The sequence below is a fragment of the Micromonospora sp. WMMD882 genome (assembly GCF_027497255.1).
Classification (GTDB): Bacteria; Actinomycetota; Actinomycetes; order Mycobacteriales; family Micromonosporaceae; genus Micromonospora.
This window is the reverse complement of record NZ_CP114903.1, coordinates 6,017,450-6,032,726: the sequence shown is the minus strand read 5'-3', so window position 1 is coordinate 6,032,726 and position 15,277 is coordinate 6,017,450. Positions and strand designations below refer to the sequence as shown.

General features: G+C 74.0%; 15 protein-coding genes and 1 tRNA gene. 7 read left to right on the top strand and 9 right to left on the bottom strand.

Features of this window, described 5'->3' with window-relative positions; translation table 11 throughout:
* Window positions 1-202: 202 nt before the first annotated feature.
* Window positions 203-1,555 (bottom strand): dipeptidase, encoded by a 1,353-nt coding sequence (locus tag O7606_RS26095; RefSeq protein WP_281599887.1) that lies wholly within the window; start codon window positions 1,553-1,555, stop codon window positions 203-205.
* A gap of 1,021 nt (window positions 1,556-2,576) precedes the next feature.
* Between O7606_RS26095 and O7606_RS26090 the strand changes: the two genes are divergently transcribed.
* Window positions 2,577-2,978, top strand: a complete 402-nt coding sequence (locus O7606_RS26090) for a rhodanese-like domain-containing protein (protein WP_281599886.1) — start codon at window positions 2,577-2,579, stop codon at window positions 2,976-2,978.
* 149 nt (window positions 2,979-3,127) lie between these two features.
* Here the strand turns inward: O7606_RS26090 and O7606_RS26085 are convergent, their stop codons facing one another.
* From O7606_RS26085 to ssb, 3 genes are all read right to left on the bottom strand, one after another.
* On the bottom strand, window positions 3,128-4,687 hold the full coding sequence (locus O7606_RS26085) for a cobyric acid synthase (protein ID WP_281596634.1): 1,560 nt from the start codon (window positions 4,685-4,687) through the stop codon (window positions 3,128-3,130).
* On the bottom strand, window positions 4,684-5,760 hold the full coding sequence (locus O7606_RS26080) for a cobalamin biosynthesis protein (protein ID WP_281596633.1): 1,077 nt from the start codon (window positions 5,758-5,760) through the stop codon (window positions 4,684-4,686). Before O7606_RS26080 ends, O7606_RS26085 begins: the two co-directional genes overlap by 4 nt.
* A 104-nt stretch (window positions 5,761-5,864) precedes the next feature.
* On the bottom strand, window positions 5,865-6,776 hold the full coding sequence (gene ssb / locus O7606_RS26075) for a single-stranded DNA-binding protein (protein WP_281596632.1): 912 nt from the start codon (window positions 6,774-6,776) through the stop codon (window positions 5,865-5,867).
* Between the two features lie 424 nt (window positions 6,777-7,200).
* On the opposite strand from ssb, the gene O7606_RS26070 reads away from it, so the two are divergent.
* The 4 genes from O7606_RS26070 (at window position 7,201) to O7606_RS26055 (ending at window position 9,124) form a co-directional block, all read left to right on the top strand.
* Window positions 7,201-7,596: an HPF/RaiA family ribosome-associated protein gene (locus O7606_RS26070; protein WP_281596631.1), complete on the top strand. Its 396-nt coding sequence runs from the start codon at window positions 7,201-7,203 to the stop codon at window positions 7,594-7,596.
* A 267-nt stretch (window positions 7,597-7,863) separates the two neighbouring features.
* Window positions 7,864-7,936, top strand: a tRNA-Arg gene (locus O7606_RS26065).
* Between the two features lie 222 nt (window positions 7,937-8,158).
* On the top strand, window positions 8,159-8,359 hold the full coding sequence (locus O7606_RS26060; protein WP_281596630.1) for a hypothetical protein: 201 nt from the start codon (window positions 8,159-8,161) through the stop codon (window positions 8,357-8,359).
* Window positions 8,360-8,704: 345 nt separating this feature from the next.
* Complete coding sequence (locus O7606_RS26055) at window positions 8,705-9,124, top strand: hypothetical protein (protein ID WP_281596629.1); 420 nt, start codon at window positions 8,705-8,707, stop codon at window positions 9,122-9,124.
* Here O7606_RS26055 and O7606_RS26050 read toward each other — a convergent pair.
* Together O7606_RS26050 and O7606_RS26045 are read right to left on the bottom strand one after the other, a co-directional pair.
* Complete coding sequence (locus O7606_RS26050; protein WP_281596628.1) at window positions 9,112-9,408, bottom strand: hypothetical protein; 297 nt, start codon at window positions 9,406-9,408, stop codon at window positions 9,112-9,114. The two genes, O7606_RS26055 and O7606_RS26050, sit on opposite strands and share 13 nt — an antisense overlap.
* Window positions 9,396-9,614, bottom strand: a complete 219-nt coding sequence (locus O7606_RS26045; protein ID WP_281596627.1) for a hypothetical protein — start codon at window positions 9,612-9,614, stop codon at window positions 9,396-9,398. The genes O7606_RS26050 and O7606_RS26045 overlap by 13 nt, the downstream gene beginning before the upstream one ends.
* Before the next feature lie 428 nt (window positions 9,615-10,042).
* Here O7606_RS26045 and O7606_RS26040 point away from each other — a divergent pair, with 428 nt between their 5' ends.
* Together O7606_RS26040 and O7606_RS26035 are read left to right on the top strand one after the other, a co-directional pair.
* The gene (locus tag O7606_RS26040) at window positions 10,043-10,930 is read left to right on the top strand and encodes a helix-turn-helix transcriptional regulator (RefSeq protein WP_281596626.1); all 888 of its coding nucleotides are present in this window, start codon (window positions 10,043-10,045) and stop codon (window positions 10,928-10,930) included.
* Window positions 10,923-11,120, top strand: a complete 198-nt coding sequence (locus tag O7606_RS26035) for a DUF397 domain-containing protein (RefSeq protein ID WP_281596625.1) — start codon at window positions 10,923-10,925, stop codon at window positions 11,118-11,120. Before O7606_RS26040 ends, O7606_RS26035 begins: the two co-directional genes overlap by 8 nt.
* Before the next feature lie 31 nt (window positions 11,121-11,151).
* On the opposite strand, the gene O7606_RS26030 is transcribed toward O7606_RS26035, so the two are convergent.
* From O7606_RS26030 to O7606_RS26020, 3 genes are all read right to left on the bottom strand, one after another.
* Window positions 11,152-11,766 carry a hypothetical protein gene (locus tag O7606_RS26030; RefSeq protein WP_281596624.1) on the bottom strand — a complete coding sequence of 205 codons (615 nt, stop codon included), beginning with the start codon at window positions 11,764-11,766 and terminating at the stop codon, window positions 11,152-11,154.
* Between the two features lie 241 nt (window positions 11,767-12,007).
* Window positions 12,008-14,623, bottom strand: coding sequence for a CHAT domain-containing protein (locus O7606_RS26025; RefSeq protein WP_281596623.1), 2,616 nt, complete (start codon window positions 14,621-14,623; stop codon window positions 12,008-12,010).
* Between the two features lie 60 nt (window positions 14,624-14,683).
* Window positions 14,684-15,199 carry a M23 family metallopeptidase gene (locus O7606_RS26020; RefSeq protein WP_281596622.1) on the bottom strand — a complete coding sequence of 172 codons (516 nt, stop codon included), beginning with the start codon at window positions 15,197-15,199 and terminating at the stop codon, window positions 14,684-14,686.
* Window positions 15,200-15,277 lie beyond the last annotated feature (78 nt).

The following is a 15,277-nucleotide window of genomic DNA, read 5'->3' as shown; positions in this document are numbered from 1 at the left end:
CCGTGCCCCTGACCGCCGTGCCCCTGACCGCCGCCATGCCCTTGGCCGCCGCCGCGGCCCGCGTGGGCGTCGTGCCGGTCGGGCCCGTCCGGTCCGCGCGCGCCGCCCGATCCGCCGGGTCGTCCCGTGGACCCGGCGTCGGCCTGTGACGACTGTGCGTCGTGTCGCATGCGCGCGCCCTCTCAGCTCACGGCGGGACCGGTCAGGGGCGCTCCGCGCCGACCCCGGCCACCCCGGCCAGCAGCAACGCCTCGGCCAGACACACCCTGGCGAACTCGCCGAGGTGCAGGCTCTCGTTCGGTCCGTGCGCCCGGGCGTGCGGATCCTCCACGCCGGTCACCAGGATCGCCGCCCGCGGGAACATCTCCTGGAAGGTGGCGATGAACGGGATCGAGCCGCCGACCCCGATCTCCACCGGCGCCGTGCCGTCCCACGCGGTACGGAAGGCCGCGCGGGCCGCGTCGAACACCGGCCCGGACGAGTCGATCACGCAGGGCGCGCCGTCGTGCTCGAAGGTGACGTCCACCCGCGCCCCCCACGGGGCGTGCTTCTCCAGGTGGGCCCGCACGGCCGCGTACGCCCGCTTCGGGTCGTCGCCCGGCGCGAGCCGTACGCTGATCTTGGCTTTGGCGGCCGGGGTCAGAGCGTTCGGCGCCTCGGCGGTGGCTGGGGCGTCGATGCCCAGGATCGCCAGCGCCGGCTTACGCCAGAGCTGGTCGGTGATCCGGCCGGCGCCGATCGTCGACACGCCGTCGAGCAGGCCGGCCTCGGCCCGGAACCGGTCCTCCGGATAGTCGATGGTCGCCGCGTCGGCGCTGGTCAGCCCGCCCACGGCCACGTCGCCCGCGTCGTCGTGCAGGGTGGCGAGCAGTCGTACCAGGGCGGTGAGGGCGTCCGGGACGGGACCGCCGTACATGCCGCTGTGCACCGCGTGGTCCAGCGTGCGGACCTCGACGAAGAAGTTGACGATGCCGCGCAGCGAGGTGGTCAGCGCCGGCACGCCGACGTCCCAGTTCGTCGAGTCGGCGATGACGATCACGTCGGCGGCGAGCTCGTCGCGGTGCTCGGCGAGCAGCCGCTCCAACGAGTCGGAGCCGTACTCCTCCTCGCCCTCGACGAACAGGACCACCCCGACCGGCAACGCGTCGCCGAACGCCCGCAGCGCGGCGACGTGCGCCATGATCCCGGCCTTGTCGTCGGCCGCCCCACGCCCGTAGAGCCGGCCGTCCCGCTCGACCGCCACGAACGGATCGGACTCCCACAGCGCCCGGTCACCGACCGGCTGGACGTCGTGGTGGGCGTAGAGCAGCACGGTGGGCGCGCCGGGCGGGGCGGGCCGGCTCCCGATCACCGCGGGCTGACCACCGGACCGCACGATCCGTACGTCGAGCGAGCAGCCCCGCAGCAGCTCGGCCACCGCCTCGGCGGACCGGTCGACCTGGCTGTGGTCGAAGCCGTCGAACGCGATCCCGGGGATCCGGACGAGACGTTCCAGGTCGGCGCGGACACCGGGAAGCTCGCGTGCGACGGCCGCCCGCAGCTCGGCCTCGGTCATGATCGGAGAGGTCATGACCCGCATCGTATGCCGCTCCCGACCGGCCGGTGTCCCACCTGGCGACCCCCACTCCCCGCCCGGGCACTCCGGCCCCCCGCCAGCGGACGGGCCCCCGACAGCGGACGGGCTCCGGGCGGCGGACGGGCTCCGGGCGGCGGACGGGCTCCGGGCGGCGGACGGGTGACGGTGCTCCGGGCTGCGGGCGACGGGCGGGCGACGGGCGTAGTAGCGGCGCGGGTCGTGCGGCAGCGTCGGCGCGCCGTCGACCACCAGGTCCACCGCGGACTCCGTGCCGTCGGCGGCGAAGTGCGCCCGCTCGCCGACGTGCCAGCGCCGCAGCTCGGGCAGGATCGCCGCGCCGTCCCGGGCGACCGCACGGGCGGCGCGCAGCTCGGCGGGCGCGGTGACCAGCACGGTCAGGGTCGTCTCGGGGCGGATCACCTGCCGGGCCACGCTGACCCCCTCCACGATCAGCACCGGCGCGACCGGCACCGGCACCACCCGGGGCAGGAACTCCCGGCGGACCCAGCTGTACCGCCGGTAGCCGCCCGGCCGCCCGGCCCGCAGCGGGGCAAGCACCTGCTCCTCCAGCCGGGCCCAGAAGGTGAGCTGGTCGGCCCAGCCGTCGAGCAGGTCGTCGGTGCGCACCACCGCCGGTCGCCCACCGTCGGGCAGCGCGGCGAGGGCGTCCGCCAGGCGGTCGGCGAAGACGCTCTTTCCCGCGCCGCTCGGCCCGTCGACGGCCACCAGTCGGGTACGCCCCAGCCGCGCCGGCCCGGCCAGCACCCGACGGGCCAGTTCCGCGTACGCCTCGACCACCGTCACCACGTCCGCCGACGCTACCGGCCCGAGCGCGGCCCGCGCCGGCCGTCAGGCCGCGCTGGCGCGACAGGCCCGCGTCACCGGTGGTCACGCCGGGCAGCGGTCGCCGGACGGGGGACTACCGAACGGGTGGCCGGAGCTGGTTCGGCGGGCGGAGCGCCGACGCCGACGGCATGATCGGGTCGTGTCCCATTCCGTGATGAGTCCCGGCGTCGACGCCCTGCTCGAACAGGCCCGGGCCGGTATGCGCCGGTTGACCCCGCACCAGACGGTCCAGGCCGCCGGTCGGGGCGCCCTCGTCGTCGACACCCGCACCGACGTGCAGCGCCACGAGCAGGGCGAGCTGCCCGGCGTGCTGGTGATCGACCGTACCGTGCTGGAGTGGCGGCTGGACCCGGCGAGCGCCTGGCGCATCCCCGAGGCGACCGGCTACGACCTGGAGGTGATCGTGGTGTGCCGACAGGGCTACAGCTCCAGCCTGGCGGCGGCGAGCCTGCGGACGCTCGGGCTGCTCCGGGCCACCGACATGATCGGCGGCGTCGAGGCGTGGCGCGCGGCGGGCCTGCCGATGTCAGACCACCCCGCCGACGTCCGCCGCTGAGCAGCCGCCGTCCACCACGACCCGCCGCCACCCGGGCTACCGTCGGACCACTCTCACCCGGGCTGTCGCCCGGCTGTCACCGAGCTACCTGCCGGCACCCGCCGCCGGGCCCGCTGCCGTCGTCGCCGCTCCGCTTCCCGGCCACGGCATCAGCCGGGTTCCGGTCGGTCAGGCGGGGGCGCGCCCGGGGGGACGAAGGGCAGGCCGGCGGGTGGGCCGGACTCGACGAGCCGCCACAGGGCGTCGGTGTCCAGGTGCTCCTCGACCAGGTCACCGAGCAGGTCCAGGGTGCGTTCCCGGGCGGCGGCGAACGAGGTGTCCGGGGCGACCGTGAACCCGTGCCGCCCGGCCTGCCGGGCCGCCTCGGTGAGGAACCGGCGGCGGAAGTCGTCGGACTCGAACACCCCGTGCCAGTGGGTGCCGGACACCGGGCCGAGCCGGGCCCCCTCCTCCTCGCCGTCGGCGTAGGTGAGCAGTGGCGGCAGGCCGGGATCGGCCGACGACACGTACCCGTGGTGGATCTCGTAGCCGTGTGCCTCGACCCCGCCCGGCCCGGTGCCGGTCGACCGCCGGACGGTCTTGCGCGCGTCGAAGGTGACCTCGACGGGCAGCAGCCCCAGCCCGGGCACCGTTCCCTGTCGGCTCTCCACCGGGTCGTGGATGGCCCGGCCGAGCATCTGGAAGCCGCCACAAAGGCCGAGCAGCGGCTTTTCGAGGGCCACGTGGCGACGGACGGCGTCGGCGAGCCCGGTCTCCCGCAGCCAGGCGAGGTCGGCCACGGTGGACTTCGAGCCGGGCAGGACGACCAGGTCGGCGGCGGCGAGCTCGGCCGGCTCCACGGTCAGCCGGACCCGTACGCCGGGCTCGGTGGCGAGCGCCTCGACGTCGGTGGCGTTGCTGATCCGGGGCAGCCGCACCACGGCCACGTCGAGCCACTCCGTGCCCCTGGGCGCGGCCGGCCGGCCGAGCACCCGCCCGTAGGCGAGGGAGTCCTCCGCGTCCAGCCAGAGGTCCAGGCGCCAGGGCAGCACCCCGTACGTGGGGCGGCCGGTGACCTGGCGCAGCATGTCCAGCCCCGGCTGGAGCAGGCCCAGGTCACCGCGGAACTTGTTGACCACGAAGCCGGCGACGAGCGCCTGGTCGGCGGCGTCCAGCAGGGCGACCGTGCCGAACATGGAGGCGAACACGCCGCCCCGGTCGATGTCGCCGACCACGATCACCGGCAGCCCGGCCTGCCGGGCCAGCCCGAGGTTCACGTAGTCGCCCGCCCGCAGGTTGATCTCGGCAGGGCTGCCGGCCCCCTCGCAGATCACCACGTCGTACTCGGCGCGCAGCTCGGCCAGGGCGGCGTGGGCGGTCGCCGCGAGCCGGGGACGCAGGGCGTGGAAGTTCCCGGCGGTGACCGTGTCGACCGCCTCGCCGAGCAGCACCACCTGGCTGGCCAGGTCGCTGCCCGGCTTGAGCAGCACCGGGTTGAACCGCAGGTCCGGGGCGAGCCCGCAGGCGGCGGCCTGCATCGCCTGCGCCCGGCCCAGCTCACCGCCCCGGCCGTCCGGGCCGACCACCACGGCCGAGTTGTTGGACATGTTCTGCGCCTTGAACGGGGCGACCTTCACCCCGCGTCGGCGCAGCCAGCGGCAGATGCCGGCGGTCAGCACGCTCTTGCCCGCGTCCGAGGTGGTGCCGGCGACCAGGAGCCCTCCGCTCACCGCCCACGCCCCCGGTACCGGAGCGGGGCAGCGTCCGCCCGACCGAGCGGGGCAGCGTCCGCCCGGCCGGGCGTGAGGGCGGCGGCCCGACCGAACGCGCCAGTGGCGGCCCGGCCGAGGGAGACGGCGGCGGCCCGGCCGAGCGTGAGGGCGGCGGCGACCGCCAGCGCGGACAACCCGACCGCGCCGGAGATCCGGGCGGCCCGTTTCAGGTGCCGGGCCTCCGGGCGGGGGCCGTCCCCGAGGTACGGGCGCACCTCGGAGCGGCCGGCGTAGACGTTGCGCCCACCGAGCCGCACCCCGAGCGCCCCGGCCATGGCCGACTCGCACTGCCCCGCGTTGGGGCTCGGGTGGTCGTGCCGGTCGCGTCGCCACACGTGCCAGGCCCGCTCCCGGTCACCCTTCGCCACCGGGGCCACCGCCACGGTGAGCAGCCCGGTCAGTCGGGCGGGCGCCAGGTTGAGCAGGTCGTCGAGGCGGGCGGCCGGGGTGCCGAACCGGGCGTAGCGGGGTGACCGGTGGCCGACCATGGCGTCCAGCGTGTTCGCCGCGCGGTAGCCGAGCAGCCCCGGCAGCCCGGCGACCGCGCCCCAGAACAGCGGGGCGACGACCGCGTCAGAGGTGTTCTCCGCGACCGACTCGACGGTGGCCCGGGCCAGCTCCGGCTCGTCGAGCGCTGACGGATCCCGGCCGCAGAGGTGGCTGAGGCGACGTCGGGCCGCCGGCACGTCGCCCCGGCGCAGCGCGCAGCTCATCGCCCGTGACTCGTCGCGCAGCGTGCGACCGCCGAGCACCGTCCAGGTGGCCGCCGCGACCAGCGCCGCGCGGGCCACCGGCCGACGCCGGGTGGCCCGGGCCGCCGCCGCGCCGAGCAGCACCGGCACACCGACGGCGAGGGCGGTGAACGCCGCCCCGGACGCCTGGTCGGGCCGGTAGAGCCGCCGTTCCACCGTGCCGGCGACCCGACCGAAACCGGCCACCGGATGCCATCGCCTGGGGTCACCGAGGAAGGCGTCCAGCGCGTACCCGGCCACCAGTCCCACCGCGTCGGCCGCGGTGCCTGCCTGCCGCACCTGTACCACCTCCGGACGGTCAGCCTAGTCGCCGCCGTCGACCGTCCGGGTCGACGGCGGCGACGTGCCGGGACGGTCACCGGGAGCACGGCGACCGTGGTCGATCAGGCGGGGACGGGCTGCCGGCCGCGCCCGCGCCGGCCACGCTGGCCCGACGCCGTCACCCCCCGGTCGACGCCCTCGGCCGGCGTGCCCGGCTCCTGCTCCTGCTCCGGCTCCTCGGGCAGCGGGTCCAGCTCGTCGGCCGACCCGGTGGCAGCCCCGACGGCGTACGCGTCGACGGCCGTCGCCGACCCGTCGTCGCTTCCCTCGCCCATCTCGCCCCGCCCGTCCAGGGCCCGCCCGCCCAGTCCTCGGCCCGTCGCCGCCCAGCCCGTCAGCCCCCCGCCGTCCGACGCGCTGTCGGGCGGCATGCTGTCGGTCGGCTCGCTGTCGGTGGCCGGGTCGAACGGGTCCGGCCCGAGGTCGGTCGCGCGGACCGGGAAACCGGACAGGCGACGCGGCGCGCCCAGGGCGGGCAGCTCGAAGTCGTCGTCCAGCGGGCGCTCGTCCAGAGCGGCGGGCGCCTGGTCGTCGGGCACCGGCTGGGTCGGCTCGCCGTGCACCCGGCGCTCGGCCTCGGTGTCCTCGACGGCGCTGGTCGCCATGCTCGGCCGGTTGCGCACGAACCGCCCCCGGCCCCGGGCCAGGTCGTGACCGACGGCGACCGCCTCCAGCTCGTAGAGGGTGCGCTGGTTGCCGGTGTCGTCGATCCAGTCCCGCGTGTAGAGGCGGCCGGCCACCACCACCGGGTCACCGACCATCACCGAGGCGGCCACCCCCTCGGCCAGCTTGCGCCAGCAGTTGACCCGGACGCGCAGGCTGTTGCCGTCGACCCACCGGCCGCTGTCCCGGTCGAGCCGGCGGGCGGTGGAGGCCACCTTGAAGTTGGCGACCAGGGTGCCGCTCTGGGTGGTCCGCCGCCACTCCGGGGCGGTCAGCACGTTGCCGACGATCGTGACGTAGGTATCGAACATCGTCCCTCCAGGGGAGATCCGGGCTGGTGAGGTGAGTCGACTCGCCGCCGAGCCTGACCCACCGCCGCCCGCCGGGCCACCCCGAGTCGCCGACCTGTGGACAACGGGACCGCCTGTGGACAACAACCTGATCAAGGTCCCGGTGTGCTATGACCATCGGCCCTGGGGCGGGGGCCGCACGCCGGGCGACGATCAGAGCGCCCGCAGCGACCGGCAACGCGTTTCCGGTGGGCCCCCGACGGGGTACCTGCCGATCAACCGGCCGTAGCTGCCGGCGTACCAGGAAAGGAGCGGACGTGGCCACGGACCGGAACGACCCGCGGACCACAGCGCCGCATCGCCCCAGGGAAAGGTCAACCACCATGTCGAGAACGTGCCCCTCCGGTACGAACGTCGCCGCCCGCGCCCACGGTGAGGCGCGGCGATGAGCGCGGTCACGAACCCCGCCACCGTCGCCGAGTGCCTGCGCGTCGGGGCCGGGTTCTCCCAGGGCGACCGAAACTGGATCGCCGAGCAGTTCGCGACGCTGGACGCCCGGTTGGCCGGGTTCCACGCCGACGCCACCGAGTTGGAGGTGTCGGTCAAGGACCGCGAGGCCCGGGGGCAGAAGGTCACCCTGGAGTGCTGGATCGCCGGCCAGCAGAAGATCGTCACCACCTCCACCGAGGAGGACCTGCACGCGGCGCTCAACGACTGCCGGGACGACCTGCGGCGGCGGCTCAACGACGCCAAGACCCGCCAGGAGCCCCGCAACAACAAGCACCTGCGCGACCTGCCCCCACCCGCCCCCGACCAGCCCGCCGACCCCATCCCCAACTGACCACCCCCGCCACCAGCCCCGCCGCCCGCCGCTGTCGGTCAAGAACCTTGGGTACGGATCCGCCCACGAAGCCCTTGGTCGATCCAGCGGACGGTGGCGGGGCTGTCCGGTGGGCGGAAACCGGGTGTCCGGTGGGCGGGGGCGGTGACACAGTGGGCGCGGCGGCGCAGCGCGTACGGCGTCCGGCCCCGTACCACCGCGACACCCCCGCTCGGCGGTACCCTCTTGGCGCACCACACGTGCCGCCGGCCTCGCCGGGCACGCCATGCGCCTGTAGCTCAGCGGATAGAGCAGGGGACTTCTAATCCCAAGGCCGCAGGTTCGAATCCTGCCAGGCGCACACACCGTGAGCATGCGAAGCGGACTGCTGAGGATGCCCCCGCAGGCCGCCCCGATGAGTGTGGGGGCAACTTGGGGACAGAACAGCGGGCGTACCGCACTCGGTCGCCGCCCTTGAGAGCCGGGTTCCGCCGATCAACCGTGTCGCCGACCACCCCGGGGCGTTCCCTCGCGCCGTCCACGACGTTGCCACGGCAGGTGACCGTGCCGGCACGGGGGATCGATGGAGGTCATCAACCTCTTGACCGGCCGCGAACGACCGTCGAGGAAGCTTTCCGAGATCGTCGCTTCCCTGGGAACCACCGCCTTCGTCGCGGTCCTCCTGCTGGTTGAGGCCGGGTTCGTGCTGCTCGCCGCGGTCCTCGTAATGACGGCGGTCCGCTACCCACAGATGTCGGGCGTCAACCGGAATGACGCCTTTTAACCTATCTGCCGGAAATAGTCAACTGGCACTTGCCAAAATAATCTGACACCATCACCACGTGGGCATGAGTAAGTCTGACATCAATGCCTCACCACCAGGGGAATTTGCTGGCGATGCCGCGCTCAAGGCCCTTCACACGGCCATGTCGCCGCTAGCCACGGTGAACGGCAGCCTACTTCTTTCGGCTTACCGATTCCTTCAGCCACGCTTGTCAGCGTCGGCTCAGAGCGACCATGGGCGCCACCTGACGATGCCGGATCGGGCCGATTCTCCCGGCATCGACACCGACACCGCCCAGCCACGGCGCCACCTCATCAGCAGCCACGGTTCGCCATGACTGCCTTCGTGAGCTACAGCAGACGCGACAACAGTCTTGAACGACTCGTCCAGATCGAGGCGCTGCTCGGCCACCTGAAAAGCGTCTACATCGACGATCTACATCATCCACATGATATTGACAGGCATTTCGCGGTCACCTGTGCGCTGGAAGCCGCTGGAACGTTCATTGCCGTAGTGTCGCCGAACTACCTGCACACACTATGGACACGATTCGAGGCCAGCGAGGCCGCACGCCGAGGAGTTCCACTTCTCCTGCTGACGGGGACCGACACGCTCCGGCCGGCACGATATGACGAACTCGTTGCCGTTGCCGGCGTAGACGTTCCTCCCGACAGCCGACACAACTCGCGTTGCCTCAAGGCCGCCAGCGCGAATTTCGCCACGGCTGCCGACGCTGACCCCGACATCACCGTTCAGTCAGGCTGACGTCCCCGCGCGCCGGGCCGCCGTGACGTCGCCGGGCCGCGCGGCGCGGGAGCGGGCCGGGCCCGCTGCGCCAGCAATCCCGCCGGCTGTACGTAGATGGTCCGGCGGGCGACGGCGTCGCCGGAGGCGTCGAGCTGGTAGCCGTCCAACCAGATCCACCTGTCGTACGCGGGCCAGTCGAGGACCCGGATCACCCGGAACGTGATCGGCTGGACGAACTGCACGCTGGCCGCCCTCGTCACCTGCACCAGGTCGCCGGCCTTCAGCGTCGTCACGTCGTCCATCCGACGAACCGCGCGTGCAACGCCCCGGCCGGCGCCGTGCCGAGGTCCTCGGCGGCGGAGGCGAACCAGGACCGCATGTGGATGGTCAGCGACATCGGGGCGCCGTCGAACTCCGCCCGCAGCTCCCGCCGCCGGGTCGGGCACGGCCACGGCAGCCCGCACCCGCCACACGTCCACTCCGGCATCGTCGGCCCGTGGCTGGTCACCGACCCTCTCCCGGCCAGTGCCCCCGGTTCACCGGAACCCGGTGCCGCGCCCGGCACGGCAGCTCACCACCACACCGGCACACCCTGCGCCAGCGAGCCCAACTCCACACCGGCCGGTGCCGACGCGCCAGCGTCAGCGCCACTGCCGCCACGTACTCCGCATAGGTCACCCGCATTAGGCCCCTTTCCAGGAAATTGCGCTATCCATTCGGATGGACGGCAAGCGGCTATACCAGAATCGCCACCGGGCCGAGACCCGTACCCGCCGAAACCCGCCAGCGACATCTGTCAGCATGTGGCAACTACACCACGTTGCGCAATCCACTCCCCCTCCTTAGGCTCGATTAGCCGGCACCCACGACGACCACCCCGGAATTGTGTACGGCGGGAAACGGCAGCCGTTGCAGGAAGGAATTCGGTGATGTTGCATGACGGAAGAAACAAGCGGTTCGACTGTTCCCCGCCGGCAGCTCGGTCGCCTGCTCACCGAGCTACGCGAGGAGGCCCACGTCACCCTGGACACGGTGGCGGAGGCGCTCGACTGCTCCCGGCAGAAGCTCTGGCGCATCGAGAAGGGGCTGGTGCCGATCCGGGCCGTCGACGCCCGCGCGATGTGCGACCTCTACCAGGTCTCCGACGACATGCGCGCCATCGTCGCCGGGTTGGCGAAGGAGACCCGCGCGAAGGGCTGGTGGCACTCCTACGGCGACGTCGTGCCGTCCTGGTTCTCGCTCTACGTCGGCCTGGAATCGTCCGCGTCCATGCTGCGCCGATACGACGCCGAGCTGATCCCGGGTCTGTTCCAGACCCGGGAGTACGCCGCCGAACTGTTCCGTCGGAAGAATCCACACCTCAGCGCGGCGGAACGGGAAAAGATGGTCGAGGTGCGTCTGCACCGGCAGCATGTTCTCGTCCGTCGGCTGCCCGCGGCCCCGGCGCTCAGGGTGGTGCTCAGCGAGGCGGTGCTGCGGCGCGGCATCCCCGACCGGCTGGCCATGGTCGGGCAGTTGCGGCACCTGCTCTCGGTGGCCGCGCTGCCGAACGTCTCGGTCCGGGTGCTGCCGTTCTCCGCCGGCCCACCGCTGGCCAGCGAGACAGGCAGCTTCGTGCTGCTGGATTTCCCGCGCCCGCTCGGCCGGGCCGCCACCGAGCCGACGACGGTCTACCTGGAGAACATCACCGGCGCGCTCTACCTGGATCGGCCGACCGAAGTCGCGGCCTACGAACATGTCTGGCGCGATCTCGAAACGCTCGCCCCTGATGAGGCAGAATCAGCACGGTTGATCACGTCGATCATCGAGGAGCATCATGTCTGAGTTTGCCGGCGCCGTCTGGCGCAAGAGCACCCGCAGCGGCGGGAGCGGCGGTGACTGCGTCGAGGTGGCCGACAATCTGCCCGGCGTCGTCGGCGTACGCGACAGCAAGGACCCGACCGGCCCCGTGCTGAGCTTCGCTCCCGCCGCCTGGTCCACCTTCCTCACCCGGCTCCGGCACGCCCCGCGCTGAGCACGACCAGCCGTCGACGAGGGCCGCCGGATCAGCCCAGCCGCAGGTCGTGGACGGTGTAGCCGTACCAGGACAGGCTGAACGTCGAGCCGACCGGCGGCGTCGACGCGAACACGCCCCAACTGTCGAGCTGCTCACCCGGCCGGAGGCTGAACGACTCCCCCGGTCGGGTGGTGCCACACCAGGTGCTCGTGGTGCGGACGACCCGCCCGTCCGGCAGGGCCAGGTACGCGAATTCCGCGTCGAGGCTCACGGCCGGGCAGCTCAGCTCCCACACGCCCGCCGAGTTGTTGCGGTACCTGAAGTTCAGCCGCATCGCGTCCCCGTTGACCTCGGCGCTGACCAGCGTCACGGTCGCCGACTCCTCGCTGTGGATCACCCGGCCGATCGGGTACGTCCGGTTGCCGCCCGCAGCCGCCGAGGACGGCGCGACGCTGGAGCGCGGCTCGGCGGCGGACGGCGCGAGGCTGGCGACCGGGTCGGCGGCCGACGGCGTACGGCTCGCCGTCACGGTCGGCTCGGCCCGAGGCGCGGCCTCGGGCTCGTCCCGATCGGCGAGGTACGTGCCCAGCACCGCGCCGACAACCGCCGCCACCGAGATCCCCCCGATGGCGACCAGCCCGCCGAGTTTCGTTCTGCCCACCATGGACTCCATCCCCAGACCCCGCGCTGCCGCGACCGTAACACCGCCCCTCCACCACCACGTTGATCAAGAGCTTTGAGCACGGATTCCAGCCCGATCGGCGCCAGAACCTCCTGATCACCAGGGCAGGGACGGCTGGCACCGGGCGCAGGGCGGGGCGGCAGGCGCAGGGCGGGGCGGGGCGGCAGGCGCAGGGCGGGGCGGCAGGGGCGGGCGGCACGGGCGCAGGAGGGGCGGGCGGAGGTCAGCGGCCGGAGTGGGTGAAGGCGGCCCAGGCGCGGAGCGCGGCCGTACCCGTTTGGATCTGGTCGAGTTGGGCGGCGCGCAGGGCGTCAACGGGCGGGTGACCGGCACGCAGGTGCCGGTGGAACGACAGCATCAGCGCGGCGGTCTCCTCGTCGGGGACGCTCCACCGGGCTGCCACCACCGCGCCACTGCCCCCGGCGAGGAACGCGGTGGTCAGGCTGAACGCCTCGTCCCAGCCCCGACCGGAGACGCTGCTGCTGCACGCGGCCAGCACCACCACAGCGGGTCGTCGGGCGCCGCGCGCCGCGATCAGCCGTTCGGCGGCCAGCCGTCGCCCACCGGCCAGCACCAGGTACGACGTGTCGTCGGCGCCCCAGCCGTCGCGGACCACCCCGTGGCAGGCCAGGTGCAGGACGCTGCCGGAGAACGCCAGCACCTCCTCCGGCGTACCCGTGCCCTCGGGGCTGGGCGCGCCGTCGGCGAGCCGGCCGACGTACCGGGCCCCGGGGTACGTGTCGCGCAGCGCCAGCGCCTCCCGGCGGGCGCCGGCCAGGTCGGCGGCCGTCCCCGCCGGGTCCGGGTCACCGACGATCAGCACCGGCCCGACCTCGGCTCCGGCGGCGGCCGGGGGCGCGGGGCGGGCCCCGGTCACGGCGGCGGCGTGGCAGAGCATCCGGGCGGACGCCGCGTACGAGAAGACGGCGCGCTGCGTCGCGTACCCGCCGTCCGGGTGTCGGGCGGCGTGCCAGGGCACCTCGGCCAGCTCGCCCATCGGCACCAGGACCAGCCGGGACGGCGGAGCATCCGGCCGGGACGGCAGGGTGTCCAGCAGCGGCCCGACCGCTACCCGCCACGCCCAGCCGCAGAGTCGTTCCAGCTCGTCCGGCGGTCGGGGTCTCGGTGAGCTCAGATCCCGTTCGCCACCGGCGCGGGCAGCAGCACCAGGGCCGATCACGCCACCGGGACCGGCTGCGCCAGCAGTTCCGACCGCGGCGGCGGAAGGGAGTCGCGCCGGGTACGGCGGGGCGGTCAGCTCCGGCAGCGGGTGGATGGTGGTGGACCCGTCGACGTCGACGACCACAGCCGCGCCGGGTCGGGCCGGCTCGGCGGCGGCCCCGGTCACCAACGAGGCGGGTTCGGCGGGCGCGCCGGGCACCAGGTAGACCAGCGCGTCGAAGCCGGCGTCCCGCAGGGCGGCCCGGATCTCGTCCGGACTGGGCGGGTCGAGCAGCGTGCCGTCCAGGGTGAGCCGGGCGAACGCGGCCCGGCGCAGCTCGACGGGCGCCGGCCCGACCGGTTGGCCGTCGGCGTCGGGAACGGCGTCCGGCCCGCCGGGCCAGCGGGCCGCCAGCTCGGGCGCGCCGGCCGCGACGAGTCTGGCCGGCACGTCGTCGGTCTCGGTGGCGGCGTGCAGGATGAGCCCCCGGCCGGCGTCCAGCGCGGTGACCGCGCCCTCGGCGTCGCCGTCCGCGATGCACCAGCGCGCGATCCGCAGCGCGTCCTCAGGGGCGAACACCCCGGCGGTGGCCGCCGCGACGGCGTGCGACTGGAGGAGCACCTGCCAGGCGTGGCCGCGCAGGGCGCGCAGCCCGGCCGCGCGGGCTTCGGCGTGCCGGCCGGCGCGGCGGTACCCGTCGGCGAGCGTCATGCCGGCCCACGCCCGGTGCGGGTGGTGGGTCTCCTCGGCCTCGGTCACCACCTGGTCGAGCAGCGTCAACGCCTGGTCGACGTCACGTCGGGCGGCGACGCGCGGCCGTAGCGCCGGCCGGATCGCCAGCGCCCGACCGGTGGTGGAGGCGGCCAGGGCGGCCTCGGCCCGGCGCAGCAGCGCGTTGCCGAGCAGCGCGCGGAAGCGTACCCGGTCCGGGTCGTCGGGGGGCGCGATCCGCAGCGCGGTACGCAGGTCCCGGATCGCGGCGGTGGCGAGGTGCGGCCGGTCCGCGACCTGCGCCATGAGCAGTTGTGCCACGTCGGCGAAGATGACGGCCTGCTCGACCGGCCCGATCGAGGGGTTCAGCGCCGCGAACCGGCGCAACCGGTTGATCTCGTCGTCCCCCGGCCGACCGCCCGGCCCGTCGGAACCCGGCCCGTCGGAACCCGGCCCGTCGGAACCCGGGCCGTCGGAACCCGGGCCGTCGGAACCCAGCTCGGCGGCGTACGCCTTGCGGGCCAGGCCGACCCGGTGGTCGAGCAGTTCGAGGTACGCCCGGGTGGGTTCGTGCTCGCCGAGGGCCGCCACGGTGGCGCGCAGCTCGTCGGCCAGCGCCGGGACGACGTCCGGGTCGGCGGCGGCGAACCGGCCCATCGCCCTGGCCACCCCGGCGGCGGCCCGGAGGGCGCCCGCGTACGGGGCGTCCGGCCCGACCCGGGCCAGCATCTCCTCGAAGCGGCCCGGCATGAGCAGCAGGGTGGCGTAGTCACGGTCCTGGACGGCGATCTGGTTCTCCACCAGCAGCCGCATCGCGTCGAGCAGCTCGGCGGGCTCCTCGCCGCGCTCCGCGATCCGGTCGAGCGCCGTCAGGAGGGCCCTCGGGTCGGCCCCCCTGCGGCGGCGGAGCACCGCCTCCAGCGCCTGCCGCAGCTCGGCGTACGGGTCGTCGGGCGTGGGCTCCACGGGCGGTCACCCTCCACGGTGGACGGGATTTTCCGCCAGGGTACGGCGACCGCCCGCCGGTCAGCAGCCGGCGGTACGGACGTAGTTCTGCGTACCCCAGTAGAGCGCCAGGTTGCCGCTGAACCGCACCTTGATGTCGGATCCGTTGAGGCGCTGCTCGTAGTGCAGGTGCGAGCCGCTGGAGCCGCCGCTGTTGCCGACGTACCCGATGGTGGTGCCGTAGTTGACGCTCTGCCCGACGGAGACGTTGAACCCGCTCAGGTGGGCGTAGTAGGTGGTGTAGCCGCCACCGTGGTTGATCCGCACGTACCGGCCGTAGCTGGTGTCGCCGAGGTTGGTGACCACGTCGACCGTGCCGGGCGCGCTGGCCTTGACCGGGTCGCCGTGGTCGTCGGTCCGGTTGAAGTCGATCGCGTACTGCGGGCTGTGGTTGGTCCGGGTCTGCCCCGACCAGTTCTGGTTGCACGGGAACGGCACCCGGAACGACGGGGCCGCCGACGCCGGGGACGCCGGCACCAGCACGGCGGTGGCCAGCAACGCGCCGGCACCGAGGACACTCGCCAGACGAGACCGCATCCGAACCTCCACAATCGAGAGTGAGACCTTTCGATGGATGGTGTCAGTGGATCCGGTCGGCGGGAAGCCCCCGCGCTC